We start from the raw sequence: 15,255 nt of genomic DNA, 5'->3' as shown, positions 1-15,255 counted from the left end.
GCTTTTCTTTTTATTAACGGTTATCAATCTTCTCTGGATACAGATCATGATTCATCAAGCGATGATCAGCCATGGCCTCATACTTCGTACCTGGTTGCCCCCAGTTACAGTAAGGATCAATGGAGATGCCGCCGCGCGGTGTGAACTTGCCCCATACTTCAATGTATCGCGGGTTCATCAAGTCGATGAGATCATTCATAATAATATTGACACAATCCTCGTGGAAATCACCGTGGTTACGGAAGCTGAATAGATAGAGCTTCAAGGATTTGCTCTCGACCATTTTAATCGTAGGAATATACGAAATGTAAAGGGTAGCGAAATCCGGTTGTCCCGTTACAGGACAAAGACTAGTGAACTCAGGGAAGTTAAATTTGACGAAATAAGCCCGATCCGGGTGTTTATTATCAAAAGCTTCTAAGAGTGTAGGGTCATAATTGAAAATATATTTCGTTCCTTGATTGCCTAACAACGTAATGTCTTTCAAATCTTCATTACTTCTGCCTGCCATGGGTAAATCCTCATTTCATAGTTTTTTAGAGAGGGAGTTCACGAACCTCTTCTTTCTAAAAAAATGTAACATAATCCGCAGGAAAAAGCACCTTGCTGTGAGGTGGCAATTATTACAGAGCGGTTTAAGAGGACTTTGCTAAAGATTTGACAAAGATTGCTGAATTTCATGCCAGTTCTCTTGCAGATCTTGTAGAATGGTCATATATTTTGACGAAATCAGGAGGACTTATGAGAAAATCGACTACGTTAGCTCTTGCTAGTTTGCTTATTTTTAGTTGCTCTACAGCCGTTTATGCTACATCAAACATTCAAGAAGTTTCTGTCTATGTGAACAAGGGGATAAAGTTTATGCTGAAAGGGGAAGCATGGACGCCTTTCGATGCAGATGGAATCAAACAGGATGCACTCACGTATGAGGGCAGTACTTATTTGCCGCTTCGTTCTGTTGCTGAGGCTACAGGCTTGAAAGTAGATTGGAATGAATCCGCTAAGACAATCGTACTTTCAAAGAAAGAAACGACAGGAGAATTTGAATTGCTGTCTAATCGGAAAATAATTCCTTACATTGATTCAGATCTCTCGACTGCGATGAAAATTGTTCAAACACCTGTTACGATGTTCAGCAAAACTTACTCATCAGGCCTGCAATTATCTCTAAGTCCCTTCACCACTTATGCACCTGATCGGGAAAATTGGTTGAAAAATATGGAGATTGATTTAGGCGGGCAATTCCGAAAATTAGAAGCAATTGTCGGTATAGACGACAGCTCTGTAGCGGATAGCAACTATAGTACAGTTGGTATATCAAGTATGTGGGGGACTCAAAACCAGTATAGGATTAAACCGGGAGATAAACCGCGAACGGTGTTTATTGATGTTACAAATGTCGATAAGCTTTTTGTGTCTTTTAGCAACGGTGCACATTCACCACAAACAATTAATCTTCTCGATGCCAAACTTTATAGATAATAGTAGGAGGAACATAAAGATGAAAAAAATACTTATTTGTGCAAGTCTCCTATTAGTAGGTGTGAGTACGGTCGTTGCGGCACAGTCAAATTTGGAAGAAATAAAGGGGTATTTGAACAGTGATATTCGATTTTCTTTGAATGCTGCACCTTGGACACCGAAGAGTGCAGACGGTCAAGTACTGAGTCCATTAATTGTTAATGGTTCCACCTATTTGCCAGTTCGTGCTGTCGCAGAGGCTGTGGGGCTGGATGTCGGTTGGCTCGAACAACAGCAAACCGTGGAGCTCAAGACAAAAGCTGCGGCAACAGTTGATCCTTCGTTACCTTATAAAGATGCCACCCAGAATAGTCCTGATATCCTAGCGGACTTTGATTTTACTCAGAAATCGAGCGATCCCAATGGACCGAAAATCAACCTGAACGAATCTTTCGTCGGGGAAACGATTCGTGTTGGCACAAGGACAGCTGTTCATGGAATTAGCAGTGGTGTACATTCGCAGAACGGAGCAGCGCCAACGGAGGCATCCGTTGAGTTCCTCCTGCATGGCGAGTATAAGAAATTAACGGGTTTTGTCGGTATGCATAAGCGCATTAGTAAGTATCAAGATGGAGAAGTTGGCATCCTTCAAATATTTGGTGATAATAAGCTGCTAGCTACTTTTCAAGTAAAAGACGGGCAAGAGGCGCAAGATATCACAGTTCCGATTGCACAAGTCGAGAAACTTAAGCTCGTGTTTACAATGGAAAAAGGGAAGGGCAGCTGGGCTATGATTGACTTCGGAAATGCACTTGTTTCTAAATAAATTTCAATATTAGAAAACAAAACGAGACTATCTATCACTAGTTAGTCTCGTTTTTGCTCTCACTTTATGTAAATGGATTAAGCCAATAATTTTAAAAACTCCCGCATAAAACCTGGTAAATCCGGCCACGCATGACCGCTGACGAGTTTCCCATCGACATGAAGCGTATCTGTAGTATAGGTCGCACCTAGCGCTTCTACATCCAAGCGACATGCGTTATACGCTGTCAACGTGCGACCCTCGAAGAGGGTTCTGTCTTTCAAAGCGGCGAATACTTGCGCACCATGACAGATGGCACCTACAGGCTTATCCGCTTCAAGGAAATGACGAAGGATGCGTGGCACATCTTCACTCGAGCGAATGTATTCTGGAGCTCTGCCGCCCGGAATGATCAGCCCATCGAACTGGCTGGGATCAACATCGGCGAAGGCGACGTGGGAAGGGAGAAGATGTCCAGGTTTTTCGGTATATGTTTCCCAATCTTCAACAAAATCGTGAACGACGGTACGGAGTACTTTCTTCGTGGGGGAGGCGATAACGGCTTCATAGCCCTCTTCCAGTACACGGTAATAAGGATAGTATACTTCCAATACTTCTACAGCATCACCAGTTAGAAATAAGATCTTTTTGGACATAACATCACTCCTTGGTAATAGTTGGTAATCCATATTTAATTATGAACAAACCTGGTTTTCTTGTATACGGGTGGAATTTGAGATGAATTGTCGAATTGGATGATGTTATAATAGAAGATATGTCGAAAATGTGGGGAATGATTGAATTATGAAAGCTTATTTAGAATTGCTTAAGGATGTCTTAGATCAAGGTGTCGAAAAGGGAGATCGCACGGGAACAGGAACGATTTCTGTTTTTGGACGTGGGATGCGAATCAATTTGAGCGAAGGTTTCCCTCTTTTAACAACGAAGAAGCTGCATATCAAATCCATTGTTCATGAACTTCTGTGGTTCGTAAGCGGCAGCACGAATGTTCAATATTTGCGCGATAATGGTGTTTCGATCTGGGATGAATGGGCGGACGAAGAGGGAAATCTTGGCCGCGTATACGGTGCACAATGGCGTACATGGCTGGCGCCAAATGGGCAAGTTATCGATCAAATCGAGAAGCTGATTCACCAAATCAAGACGAATCCAGATTCACGCAGACACTTGGTTAGCGCTTGGAACCCTGCAGAAGTGGATAACATGGCCTTGCCGCCGTGCCACTATGCGTTTCAATTTTATGTAGCCAACGGTCGTTTATCGTGTATGTTCCAAATGAGGTCGGTGGACACGTTCTTGGGTCTGCCCTTCAATTTGGCGTCGTATGCTCTGTTAACCCATATGATTGCTCAGCAGTGCGATCTTGAAGTAGGGGATCTGATCTGGAACGGTGGCGATGTGCACATTTATCAGAATCATGTTGAACAAGTGAATAAACAGCTAGCGAGAGAGCCACAAGAGCTGCCAACACTTCATATCAAAAGGAAGCCAGCTTCCATTTTTGACTATCAATTCGATGATTTTGAATTTCTGAACTACACACCGCTGCCGGGCATCAAGGCGCCGATTGCGATATAAGGAAGTTGTTGTAACGAAAGGAGTGTTCGCCCTATGAGTATCTCATTTATATTTGCCATGGACCGTAACCGAGCCATTGGCGTCAATAATAAACTACCTTGGCATCTGCCAGGTGATTTAAAATTTTTCAAAAACGTGACGATGGGGCATCCCATCCTGATGGGACGCAAAACGTACGAGTCCATCGGCAAGCCGCTTCCCGGAAGACGCAACGTCATTCTCACGCAGAATACTGCGTATCAAGCCGAGGGCTGCGAAGTTATTCACTCCGTAGACGAAGCAATCGACGCGTTCCCTGATCAGGAGCTATTCGTCATCGGTGGAGCAGAGATATTCAAACTGTTTGCCTCGCATGTGAATCGGATGTACATCACGTACATCGAGGATGAGTTTGAGGCGGATACCTTTATGTCCGACCTCGACTTGACCACTTGGACACTAGTATCGTCTGAGCAAGGTGAGCGTAACGAGAAGAATCCGTATGAGTACTATTTCCGGATTTACGAGAGATAAGATAAGCAACCCAAAAAGACTTCCATCAGATCAACGAGATCTGATGGAAGTCTTTTTCCATTTTCTACAGGATTAAAAGGGTTCTTATGTCCGTTTTCTTACTAACGCGACAATCAACGCAGCAGCACCCAGCACTAAACCAGCAATGGAAAGGTACAGCGACGTGTTCGATTCGGAACTATCCCCAGCAGCAGCTGTGCCAGCCGTTACATTCCCGTGGCTATCTGTCGTTGCGCCAGCAGCAGCTTTCGCTTTAACGGTTGTGACCGAAGCAGGCTTGTCTGATCCATTGGCGCCAACCCATTCCACAACAGAACCATCTTTGTAAGTTTGGTAAGCTTTCCAGATGATTTGAGTAGCGGCATCAGCGACTTTACCTTGCATGCTGAAATCTCCGAATTCAGTTGCGCCTAGCCCATCACCCGTAGCTGTCCAAGTAACGCCAGTAATTTTGCCAGCAGCATCTTTTGCAATGTCATACTTCCATCCAGCTTTAGGTTCAAAACGAGAAACAGCGACTGAATCAAGCGGGAATTTCACCTCTACTTTAACGGTTGCACTATCCTTCTCGGAAGGCACTCGTACGGTGAAAACTTCATAGCTGCCTTGCGTAGCTTCTTTCGGATATACGGTGACGTGAGCACTTGCGATCCCTACGAGGAGCATGGAGGCGATCATCATCGAGCTTGCGGTTAACATGAACTTTTTAAACATGGAATAATATTCCCCTTTCAATTTCAACTCTTACCATGTTGTCCATCTTACCTGATAGACAAGCATAAGAGTATGACTCGAGTGGGCTATTTTTTCGACTAGTTTTGTCCTTTTCGTGTCAACCCATGTTTAATGGCGAAAGCTGTGAGCTGCACGCGATTCTCTAGGGAGAGCTTCACGAGAATATTTTTCATGTGATTTTTCACCGTATGCTCGGAGATTAGCAGTTTTTCGGCAATCACGCGATTGTTATCCCCTTGAGCGACATAAGCAGTAATTTCTTGTTCACGCGAAGTGAGCATATGAGGGCTTGGACCTTCCGTGTGCGCACCTGCCGGTGAGCGGAAACGGCCAAATAGCTTGTCCGCCATGCCTCGAGCCACCTCGGAATTATCGTCGAGAAGTGCACGGAGATAGTTCAGCCACTCATCGGGGTCCATGTTTTTGAGCAAATACCCTTGCGCCCCGAATTGCAATGCCGTGAAAAGATCGGCGACATCATCCGAAACCGTGAGCATAACGATGCGTATCCCGCTGTAGGCTTGTTTGATGTACCGTGTGGCTTGTAAGCCGTCCATTGGCGACATATGAATATCCATTAAGACAACGTCAGGAGCAAGCTCTCCACAAAGACGAATGGCATCTTCTCCGGAGCTAGCTTCTCCGACAATGAAGAAATCAGAGCAAGGTGCCAGCATGCTTTGTATCGCTTTGCGTGCTAGGGGATGATCATCAACAATAAGAACACGAAATGGCATCGTTTCTGGCATCAGCTATTCACCTTTCTATCGGCAAGTACGATCACTTCTGTACCGCAGCCTTTCTCACTCCGAAGCTCCAAAGCAGCACCGAGCTCGGAAGCTCGTTTTTGCATAAGGTCGATGCCGTAGGTCGTATTCTTCTTATTACCTGTATCCGTATCCGAGTCGAGCTGCATACCACAGCCATTGTCCGTCACATGTAGCCGCCAACGATCGGGTGTAGCTTCCAAATGAAACGTAGCGTCTGTTGCCATCGAGTGTTTGCGAATGTTGGTGAAAGCTTCCTGCAGGATGCCAAAAAGTTGAACTTCCTCACTTGGCGTGAAGCTGTCTTCTTCGATCTGCACGGTCACTTGGAGGTGAATGCCGCTGACCAACTTCCAGTTGGCTAGGAAAGTTTGGATGCGTTGCCCAAAAGAAGTACCTTCTTCTGGCGGTGTTCGCAAATTGAAAATGGCCTGCCGCAGCGAATTGTCGATCTCGGATACAGCGGCTTTTGCTTCTTCGATGTCGCCCTGACGCAGTTTGACATTCAGGAAGAAAAGCGTCTGCGCCAAATCATCATGCAGCTCTCTTGCCAATCGCTCACGCTCTTCGAAGACTGCTCTACGGGCTTCGCTATGTAGGATTTGTTCATTACTCCGTTCCATGCTGCTAAACATCCAAGAAGCGAAGAGATAGGATAAGAACAAAGTAATGACCGTGATTGTGAAATTGCCAGCTTCCATTGTTAAATAGCGGAGTAAATATTCATGACGGATATATTCAAAACCACCAATTATCATTACGGGTAATAAAATCGTGAACAGCTTGTATTTACGCATAGACATGGAGGAAATCAGCTCCTTTTCGATATAACAGGATGGGCAATAAGGTTGGAACGGTTTCTATTATATCAGATCTAATTTAGAATTCTTCACAAATAATCGGATCGGTACTTCTCAATCCACGCACGCGTGTGCTACATTATTAGTTAATCGTAACACGAATGGGAAGGGTGTGTTTGCAAGACTATGTGGAGATCTTTGCTGCAGGAGAGAAAGAACTGGGCTGGATATGTCATTGTTATTATCCTGCTTCACGTACTCGGCCTGGTAGGATTATACACCGTTGCTCAATCTTCTCCTGCATTCTGGGGGATTGGACTATTAGCTTACACACTGGGGATGCGTCATGCGTTCGACGTTGATCATATTGCGGCTATTGACAATACGGTGCGGAAGCTTGTCCAACAGAAGAAAAATCCGTTAGGCGTTGGCTTTTACTTTTCATTGGGTCACTCCTCCGTTGTGTTCGTCATGGCGATAGTGACTGCATTCTCGGTGCAATGGGCGGCACGTGAGCTCCCTTGGATGCAGCGTTTCGGCGGTGTGATCGGTGCCTCTGTTTCAGGACTTTTCCTCGTCATTATCGGTGTCATTAATTTATTAATTTTGATTAGCTTGTACAAAATGTTTCTGAAGTTTCGCGGCGGTGAGTACAACAACAATGAGTTTGAGGAGCTATTAGAGTCACGTGGGTTTATTGCCCGCCTCATTAAGCCACTTTTCTCATTCATCACCAAAAGCTGGCACGTATACCCGTTAGGCTTTCTCTTCGGATTAGGCTTTGATACCGCCAGTGAAATTGCATTGTTGGCCATATCCGCGCACGCGGCGAAGGATGCCATCCCGTTTATCGGCGTCATCTCGTTGCCTCTCTTGTTCGCCGCTGGGATGAGCTTATTCGATACGGCAGATGGCATGTTCATGACAAAAGCGTACAAATGGGCGTTCCACACCCCAGTTCGCAAGATTTACTACAATTTGACGGTAACAGCACTCGCGGTGGTTGCCGCATTAATCATTGGTGTGATTGAACTTGGACAGGTGCTTTCCGAAGAGTTCAGTATGGAAGGTACATTCTGGACGTGGCTGCAAGCGATTGATTTTGGTACATTAGGCTTTATTCTGGTTGGGATGTTCGTCATCGCCTGGATCGTTTCGATAGCTGTTTGGAGAGGCATGAAAATCGAGGAGCGCTGGGGCACGAAGTACAATCAATAGAAGAAAGGGCCACTGCGAGCGCGCATAGGCCCTTTTTTTGTCAATTTATCAGGTATAGGCTTCACTTGCAAATTCGGCTATAATTCTGGAGGGGGCACTCGTCCAAACTGGACTGTGTAGTCCTTTATTGTGCATGGTGAACAATGGAATATGAATATTTTCTAAAGGTAATGATAGAAAAAAGGATTTTCCCACTGTTCGTTGAAAGTAGTCTGTCTAGTACTTCGAAATTGAGTAAAAGAAAGTAGGACGAATATGATCGAGTTTAAGAATCTTTCAAAGGTTTATCCAAATGGTACTGTTGGTTTGAATGACATTAACCTGACCATACACCCAGGGGAGTTCGTAGTTATTGTAGGTTTATCAGGGGCTGGCAAGTCGACACTGCTTCGTTCGATTAATCGTCTGCATGAGACGACGAGCGGTGAGATCTTAATCGATGGAAAATCCATTACCAAAGCGAACGGCGCGGGGCTGCGTCGGATGCGTAGAGATATTGGAATGATTTTCCAAACTTTTAATTTAGTCAAAAGATCCACGGTTATTCGTAATGTTCTTTCCGGTCGAGTTGGCTACCATTCCACACTTCGCACGATGTTTGGTTTGTTCCCCAAAGCGGACCTTGAGCTTTCGCTTAAAGCATTGGAGCGTGTGAACATTAGAGAAAAAGCTTATTCACGCGCAGATGAATTGTCCGGCGGTCAACAGCAACGTGTTTCCATCGCAAGAGCACTTGCGCAGGAAGCGAAAATCATCCTCGCGGATGAGCCTGTTGCTTCACTAGATCCGCTAACGACTCGACAGGTTATGGATGACCTGAAACGCATTAACAAGGACCTTGGCATCACAACTGTTGTCAACCTTCACTTTATCGATTTGGCTCGTGAGTACGCAACACGCATTATTGGACTTCGTGCAGGTAAGGTCGTCTATGATGGACCTGTTGCTGATGCGACGGATGATGTGTTCTCCGAGATTTATGGTCGCGCCATCAAGAAGGATGAACTGTTGGGGGTGCAGGAGGGATGAGTGTAGCAACCGTCAAAAAGCCTCCACGCACGAAGTTCTACATGATCATCGCGATCATGGTGCTGTTCTTGATTGGTAGTATATATCAAACGGATGCAACGTTGACAAGATTAGCTACGGGGACGCCGGAGATTCTGAAGTTTATTGCAGAAATGTTTCCGCCAGATTGGCTATTCTTTGCAGACATTTGGAAGCCGATGGCTCAAACGATTCAAATGTCCATCTTGGGTACGATTGTAGGAGCGTTATTCGCATTTCCAATGGCGCTGCTCGCTGCTCGCAACGTGACATCATCGCCATGGTTGTCCTATCCAGCTCGATTTATTATGAATTTCGTTCGTACCATTCCTGATTTGCTCTATGCTGCCTTATTTGCCGTATTAGTAGGCTTTGGTCCAACAGCAGGTACGCTAGCTCTAATTTTCTTTACCTTTGGTATTATTTCAAAGCTTTCTTATGAATCGACGGAAGCCATCGATCCAGGCCCGCTTGAAGCGATGACGGCGGTTGGCGCTAATAAGTTGAAGCTGATCCGCTTCGGGGTTCTGCCGCAAGTTGCTCCTACATACTTGGCGCATTTCCTTTACACATTTGAAGTGAGTATTCGTGCATCTGCCATCCTCGGTCTAGTTGGCGCAGGTGGTATCGGCTTATTGCTCAAAAACACACTCGATCTGTTCCGTTATGATCAGTCTTGTGCCATTGTTATTTATACGTTGCTAATCGTCGTCATCATTGATTTGGTGAGTACACGTTTCCGTACGTATTTGCTAAAAGGAAGCGCCAAGCCGATGTCTGAGACACAAGCTAACACCTATAAAATTATTGGTATAGTGGCTGTGATCGGTCTTCTTATTTGGGCTCTAACAGGTTTGGAACTTACAGGTTTCCAACCAACAACTTGGATTCTTACCAAAGCGATGATCAGTGGATTATTCCATCCGGACTGGGCTTATGTCTATATTCCAGAAGGCGAAGATTTACTTCGTTCCTTGCTTGAAACCTTATCGATTTCCTATTTAGGTAACTTCGTATCCGCGATCGTTTGTCTTCCATTTGCTTTCTGGGCTGCGGCGAACATGAGCAAATACCGCGCTGTTTCTGGTACTGGTAAGCTATTCCTTAGCGTCGTTCGTACGATTCCGGAAATCATTATGGCTTTAATCTTTATTAAAGCCGTTGGACCGAACGCTTACGCGGGCGTAATGGCCCTCGGATTGCATTCTGTAGGGATGCTTGGCAAACTGTATGCCGAGGCCATTGAGAACATGGATATGGGGCCTACAGAGGCTATGACAGCTGTTGGTGCGAATTTCTGGCAGCGGATGTCGTTCGCCGTCATTCCACAGGTCATACCGGATTTCATTTCATATACACTATACCGTTTTGAAATCAATGTTCGTTCTGCCACCTTGCTTGGGGTCATTGGAGCTGGAGGGATCGGGACACCGCTCATCTTCGCACTGAATGCTCGGCAGTGGCCGCGTGTAGGTATTATCTTGATCGGGATTATCGTTACCGTTTCGATCATTGACTATATCTCTGGATCATTAAGAAAACGAATCGTTTAGAATACGCGTTCGTATCACAAATAAAAGGCAGTTCTTGAAGGTCTTAACCTTCAAGAACTGCCTTTTATCATTCATGCAAGATCAAGATCAAGATCAAGATCAAGATCAAGATCAAGTGCTTAACCTACTTACTATTTCCACCTTGTGCAACCAAGTGAAGAGTACGAGGTTCACGAAGACGATGAGCAACAGGTGAGAGCGGTTCGTCGGGCCCTAAAAGCTCGATTTGGTCAATTAACGTAATGGGGACCATAATGTTGTTTATTTTTAACAGCTGAAATTCTGGGTAATACTGCGAAATGATTCCGTGTACTTCATCGGTGCCGCACCGAATTATGACTTCTGATTTACGCATGATCAGCATTTCGTACATCCCGTTTTTCACCCCACAATGAGTTATGACACGACCGACTTAGTAAACGTTTGAATGTTAAAAGTAAACGATGAGCTTGGACGGGCGTGCCACATTCATAATATGCAAGGAAACTCTGGTATAGAATGTAAAATTAGAAGGAAAAAACCACCGCGTCATGGAAGCAAGGCTCATGCTGCGGTGGTTTGATAGTGTAGTGTGTAAGCTAGGCTTATTTCAAGCCCATTGCTTTGTTAGCTTCACGAACGATGTTGAATTTATCATCAGTTGTAGCTACGTAACCTTGGTGTGTGTATACATCGATAATCACTTTTTTACCTTCTGGATCGTTACCAATCGCGATGAAAGCATCTTGAATTTTCTTCTTCCAAGCTGCATCCATATCGGAACGAACAGCGATTGTATCGTTTGGAATTTTATCGGAGAAAGCAAGAACTTTCGTTTGTTTGAAAATATCTGGGTAATCTTTAATCATGTTGGCACGGATGTCTTGGAACACGCCTACTGCATCAACTTGACCGTTAAGAAGTGCGATAACCGCTTTGTCATGTCCTTGGAATTGAACGCCTGTTACATCCTTCACAGGATCAACGCCAGCTTGTTTCAACACAAGACCTGGGTATACGTAACCAGCTGCGGAAGTAACACCTTGCCAACCCATCTTCTTACCTTTCAAATCAGCTACGGATTTAATTGGGGAATCAGCTTTGACAACAATCATGGATTTGTAGAAATCTACAAGATCTTTCGTTGGTTGACCAGTTGTATCATCAACGCCAAAACGTTGAGCTTGTACAAGAAGATCAGCTGCTTTACGGTTATCATGAGCAACAACATAGTTACTTGGTGGCAAGAAACCAACATCAACTTGTTTGGAAGACATAGCTTCGATAACAACGTTGTAATCTGTGGAAACGGAAACCTTAACTGGGATACCTAATTTATCTCCAAGCAATTTTTCAAGCGGCTTAGCTTTTGCCTCAAGTGTCTCTGCATTTTGGGAAGGTACGAATTGAACTTTAAGTTCTTTTGGAACGAATCCTGCCGCAGCTGGAGTAGCAGTTGCCGCAGTTGTTGCTGCTGCCGTTGCTTTAGCTGTTGATGAAGCAGCTGGAGTTTCGTCTTTTTTCGCGCAGCCTACAAGTGCACCTGCAGCTACAACCATGGACAAGCTGAGTAATGTTAATTTTTTCATGTCTTTTTGACCTCCGTTTAAATATTTACTTTTTATCTATGATGTACTATAACATTATCATAAGAGATATGGAAGATAGTGTGAAGTATTTGTTAAACTGACAAATGATATGTAAAACTTTACAATATAAAGAATGGAGTGAAACGCTTGACGCAGACGGAGCAAGGACGAAGAAGTCATATTACAATTTTGGAAACAAGCGATCTCCATGGGAATATGTTTCCCATTCATTACGCAAATAATAAGCACAATAATGTCGGATTATCAAAAATTGCAGCCTTAATTGCACAAGAACGTGCTCACAAAAATAATGTGATTGTCTTGGATAACGGCGACCTCATTCAAGGTACACCACTCGCCTACCACCACGCGCGATTAGATAATGAACCAATGAATCCTATGGTGCTAGGTTTGAATTATTTGAAATATGATGCGGCAGTACTCGGGAATCATGAGTTTAATTATGGCATGAATGTTCTGCAAAAAGCAGTTCGCGAATCTAATTTTCCATGGTTATGCGCGAATATTTTGAGTGAGGAGACAGGTGAGCCATTCTTCGGTAAGCCGTATCTGATTAAACAATTTCCGGATGGCGTACGTGTTGGAATTCTTGGAATCACGACACCTTATATCCCGAACTGGGAAGATCCGAAGCATATTGTCGGCTTACGGTTTGAAGATCCTATTGCTACGGCTCGTACATGGGTGCAATTCCTGCGGGAACAAGAACATGTCGATGTTGTTGTGGTTTCCTACCATGGCGGATTTGAAAGAGATATTGTGACCGGAGAACCTACTGAGCCGTTAACAGGTGAAAATCAAGGGTATCAGCTATGTATGGAAGTAGAGGGAATCGATGTTCTTCTCACCGGTCATCAGCATCGCAGCATTGCTGGGGTTCACATTAATGGGGTTACCATTGTTCAACCTGGTACAGCTGGCGTTACACTTGGGAAGGTGGATATCGAGCTAGATCAGGTGGAAGGGAAGTGGCGTATTGCTTCCAAGCAATCCGAGCTTCTACCTGTTGACAACGTGGAAGCGGACACGGAGCTGCTCGCGCAGATCAGCTCTTACGAGGCGAAGACACAGCTATGGCTGGATCAACCCATCGGAAAGCTTACAGGAGACATGCTCGTGAAAGATCCCATGCAGATTCGTACAGCTGATAATGCACTGATCGAGTTCATTAACAAAGTCCAAATGGAGCTGTCGGGTGCTCAGATTTCGAACACGGCTTTGTTTGATAATATTTCTCCTGGGTTTCCTTCGGATATTACCATGCGGGACATTGTGTCCAACTATATTTACCCGAACACGCTGAAGGTCATTCGAATCTCAGGTCAAGATATCAAGGATGCCTTGGAACAGTCTGCGGAGTATTTTGAATTAGCGGATGGCGTTCTTCAAGTAAGTAAAGCGTTCATGGAACCGAAGCCTGCCCATTACAACTATGATATGTGGGAGGGAATTTCCTACACGCTGAACATCGCCCGCCCTGTTGGGAACCGAGTGGTACAGCTGGATTTTAAAGGGGAACCCATAGATCTTGAGGCTTCTTTCGAAGTGGTCATGAACAATTACCGTGCTGCTGGCGGAGGGAATTATGCGATGTTCCAGAATAAGCCGGTTGTCAAGGATATCCCAACGGATGTAGCTGAACTGCTCGCAGGGTATATTATGGAGCGAGGTACCATCGAGGCTAGTGTTAACCACAATTGGCAAGTCATTTGGACGTAGATCGTCCTTCTATAAAGAAAAGCCTTACAAAGCCGATTCTCAGCTTTTGTAAGGCTTTTTATGTTGTGCAGCGATTATTTCTCACGAATATAAGCTCGATCACCCGTTCGAGGGTTGTAATAGACCCGATAAGTGAAACCATCTTGGGGATCAATGAAGACTTCAGTTGTAAAAACAAAGCCATTTGGTGGCGATTGAGGTGTCGCGGCACCGTTCGTTTTGTAACGTTTGTCGTAAACAAGATAACCGAGAAGAAGTAATATAAGAAAGCCTACGATCCACAAGCCGTATATAAGCAAAATAGAGGAGTTCCCGCTCATAGCCTTCGCGTCCGGACGGCTGTGCCATACGCGACGATTTCGCTCATATTTTGACCAATATCCCCACTGTCGAACCGCATCATGACAATCGCATCTCCACCCATGGCTGCGGCATTCTTGACCAGTCGGTCCATAGCTTGCCGGCGGCCGTCTTCCACCATTTGCGTATACTGTGTGACTTCTCCGCCAATTAATCCTTTCAAAGAGGCCATAATATCCCCACCAATGCCTCGGGCTCGCACGACAACACCAAATGTACTGCCTAGAACTTCGGTAATCTCATATCCGGCAATATTTTCTGTCGTAACTACCATCATATCAAATCGCTCCTTCAATGTTGAAATAGATGCTTTTCTACTTGATTAGGATTGGCTATTATTAACTAAGTACGTAAATCCAATGAGGGGGTTTCAAAATTGAACGCAGGGACAACGATTGAATTGTGGCCAGGAGCTGTACAAGATAGTCAAGGTGAGGAGAATCAAGGCTGTCCAAGCTTAACCTTATATCCAGTAGAGGGGGATGGCCTTCGCGCAGCAGTTATTGTATGTCCAGGTGGAGGCTACGGCAGACGCGCCCCTCATGAAGGTGAGCCAATTGCAAAATGGCTGAATGGACTTGGCATATCCGCTTACGTGTTGAACTATCGTGTAGCTCCGTATAAACATCCTATTCCTCTAAATGACGCCCAGCGGGCTATTCGAATCGTCAGACACCATGCGGAGGCATGGGGTGTGGATGCGAAACGCATTGGTATTCTTGGTTTTTCGGCAGGCGGACATTTGGCAGCGACAGCGGGCACGCACTACGATGGGGGAGATCAGGCTTCTGAAGATCCAATTGAGCATCAAAGCTCCCGTCCCAATCTCATGGTTCTGTGTTATCCGGTTATTTCACTTGGTGTGAACGCGCATCAAGGTTCACGAATCAATTTGATAGGTGAAAATGCTAGCGAAGATTTAGTCCAGCTTTTAAGTAATGAACTACAAGTAACGTCGGATACACCGCCAACATTCCTGTGGCACACAGCGGATGAAGCGGATGTTGGAAAAATACCTTATTATTCATTCAACTCATAAGCGAGTATCTTCCACACATTGTTGATCTTTCCGATTACGATCCGGTTGAA

Annotated in this window: 18 protein-coding genes and 1 riboswitch; of the genes, 9 read left to right on the top strand and 9 right to left on the bottom strand. The window is 44.9% G+C overall.

What is annotated here, in order from left to right:
* Nucleotides 1-13 precede the first annotated feature (13 nt).
* Entirely contained in the window at nt 14-511 is a 498-nt protein-coding gene (queF, locus tag J2736_RS24305) for a preQ(1) synthase (RefSeq protein ID WP_310501180.1), read from the bottom strand.
* Nucleotides 512-522: 11 nt separating this feature from the next.
* Nucleotides 523-566, bottom strand: a riboswitch (PreQ1 riboswitch).
* Between the two features lie 175 nt (nt 567-741).
* Here queF and J2736_RS24300 point away from each other — a divergent pair.
* Nucleotides 742-1,482, top strand: a complete 741-nt coding sequence (locus tag J2736_RS24300; RefSeq protein ID WP_310501179.1) for a stalk domain-containing protein — start codon at nt 742-744, stop codon at nt 1,480-1,482.
* A gap of 19 nt (nt 1,483-1,501) precedes the next feature.
* A complete protein-coding gene (locus J2736_RS24295) occupies nt 1,502-2,287 on the top strand; it encodes an NPCBM/NEW2 domain-containing protein (RefSeq protein ID WP_310501178.1) in 786 nt (261 codons plus the stop codon).
* Between the two features lie 77 nt (nt 2,288-2,364).
* On the opposite strand, the gene J2736_RS24290 is transcribed toward J2736_RS24295, so the two are convergent.
* Nucleotides 2,365-2,922, bottom strand: a complete 558-nt coding sequence (locus J2736_RS24290) for a DJ-1/PfpI family protein (RefSeq protein WP_310501177.1) — start codon at nt 2,920-2,922, stop codon at nt 2,365-2,367.
* 148 nt (nt 2,923-3,070) lie between these two features.
* Here J2736_RS24290 and thyA point away from each other — a divergent pair, with 148 nt between their 5' ends.
* Entirely contained in the window at nt 3,071-3,865 is a 795-nt protein-coding gene (gene thyA / locus J2736_RS24285) for a thymidylate synthase (RefSeq protein WP_310501176.1), read from the top strand.
* Between the two features lie 33 nt (nt 3,866-3,898).
* The gene (locus J2736_RS24280; RefSeq protein ID WP_310501175.1) at nt 3,899-4,378 is read left to right on the top strand and encodes a dihydrofolate reductase; all 480 of its coding nucleotides are present in this window, start codon (nt 3,899-3,901) and stop codon (nt 4,376-4,378) included.
* 84 nt (nt 4,379-4,462) lie between these two features.
* On the opposite strand, the gene J2736_RS24275 is transcribed toward J2736_RS24280, so the two are convergent.
* The 3 genes from J2736_RS24275 to J2736_RS24265 form a co-directional block, all read right to left on the bottom strand.
* Nucleotides 4,463-5,092 carry a YcnI family copper-binding membrane protein gene (locus J2736_RS24275; RefSeq protein WP_310501174.1) on the bottom strand — a complete coding sequence of 210 codons (630 nt, stop codon included), beginning with the start codon at nt 5,090-5,092 and terminating at the stop codon, nt 4,463-4,465.
* 98 nt (nt 5,093-5,190) lie between these two features.
* Nucleotides 5,191-5,862 (bottom strand): response regulator transcription factor, encoded by a 672-nt coding sequence (locus J2736_RS24270; protein ID WP_310501173.1) that lies wholly within the window; start codon nt 5,860-5,862, stop codon nt 5,191-5,193.
* The gene (locus J2736_RS24265) at nt 5,862-6,683 is read right to left on the bottom strand and encodes a sensor histidine kinase (protein WP_310501172.1); all 822 of its coding nucleotides are present in this window, start codon (nt 6,681-6,683) and stop codon (nt 5,862-5,864) included. The genes J2736_RS24270 and J2736_RS24265 overlap by 1 nt, the downstream gene beginning before the upstream one ends.
* Nucleotides 6,684-6,866: 183 nt before the next feature.
* On the opposite strand from J2736_RS24265, the gene J2736_RS24260 reads away from it, so the two are divergent.
* The 3 genes from J2736_RS24260 to phnE all read left to right on the top strand — a co-directional run bounded on the left by J2736_RS24260 (nt 6,867) and on the right by phnE (nt 10,498).
* On the top strand, nt 6,867-7,898 hold the full coding sequence (locus J2736_RS24260; protein ID WP_310501171.1) for a HoxN/HupN/NixA family nickel/cobalt transporter: 1,032 nt from the start codon (nt 6,867-6,869) through the stop codon (nt 7,896-7,898).
* Between the two features lie 255 nt (nt 7,899-8,153).
* On the top strand, nt 8,154-8,927 hold the full coding sequence (phnC, locus tag J2736_RS24255) for a phosphonate ABC transporter ATP-binding protein (protein WP_310501170.1): 774 nt from the start codon (nt 8,154-8,156) through the stop codon (nt 8,925-8,927).
* Nucleotides 8,924-10,498: a phosphonate ABC transporter, permease protein PhnE gene (phnE, locus tag J2736_RS34330; protein WP_397341485.1), complete on the top strand. Its 1,575-nt coding sequence runs from the start codon at nt 8,924-8,926 to the stop codon at nt 10,496-10,498. Before phnC ends, phnE begins: the two co-directional genes overlap by 4 nt.
* Before the next feature lie 124 nt (nt 10,499-10,622).
* On the opposite strand, the gene J2736_RS24240 is transcribed toward phnE, so the two are convergent.
* Entirely contained in the window at nt 10,623-10,853 is a 231-nt protein-coding gene (locus J2736_RS24240; RefSeq protein ID WP_310501169.1) for a hypothetical protein, read from the bottom strand.
* Nucleotides 10,854-11,082: 229 nt separating this feature from the next.
* Nucleotides 11,083-12,066, bottom strand: a complete 984-nt coding sequence (locus tag J2736_RS24235; RefSeq protein WP_310501168.1) for a phosphate/phosphite/phosphonate ABC transporter substrate-binding protein — start codon at nt 12,064-12,066, stop codon at nt 11,083-11,085.
* 147 nt (nt 12,067-12,213) lie between these two features.
* On the opposite strand from J2736_RS24235, the gene J2736_RS24230 reads away from it, so the two are divergent.
* Nucleotides 12,214-13,806, top strand: coding sequence for a bifunctional metallophosphatase/5'-nucleotidase (locus tag J2736_RS24230; RefSeq protein ID WP_310501167.1), 1,593 nt, complete (start codon nt 12,214-12,216; stop codon nt 13,804-13,806).
* A 74-nt stretch (nt 13,807-13,880) separates the two neighbouring features.
* Here J2736_RS24230 and J2736_RS24225 read toward each other — a convergent pair whose 3' ends face one another.
* Together J2736_RS24225 and J2736_RS24220 are read right to left on the bottom strand one after the other, a co-directional pair.
* Complete coding sequence (locus J2736_RS24225; protein WP_310501166.1) at nt 13,881-14,126, bottom strand: HD family phosphohydrolase; 246 nt, start codon at nt 14,124-14,126, stop codon at nt 13,881-13,883.
* Entirely contained in the window at nt 14,123-14,443 is a 321-nt protein-coding gene (locus tag J2736_RS24220) for a YbjQ family protein (protein WP_310501165.1), read from the bottom strand. The genes J2736_RS24225 and J2736_RS24220 overlap by 4 nt, the downstream gene beginning before the upstream one ends.
* Nucleotides 14,444-14,542: 99 nt before the next feature.
* On the opposite strand from J2736_RS24220, the gene J2736_RS24215 reads away from it, so the two are divergent.
* On the top strand, nt 14,543-15,205 hold the full coding sequence (locus tag J2736_RS24215) for an alpha/beta hydrolase (protein WP_310501164.1): 663 nt from the start codon (nt 14,543-14,545) through the stop codon (nt 15,203-15,205).
* Nucleotides 15,206-15,255 lie beyond the last annotated feature (50 nt).

It is taken from the genome of Paenibacillus qinlingensis, from assembly GCF_031455095.1.
GTDB classification, from domain to species: domain Bacteria; phylum Bacillota; class Bacilli; order Paenibacillales; family NBRC-103111; genus Paenibacillus_E; species Paenibacillus_E qinlingensis_A.
The sequence above is the reverse complement of the archived record's forward strand: the minus strand, read 5'-3'. Positions and strand labels throughout refer to the sequence as shown.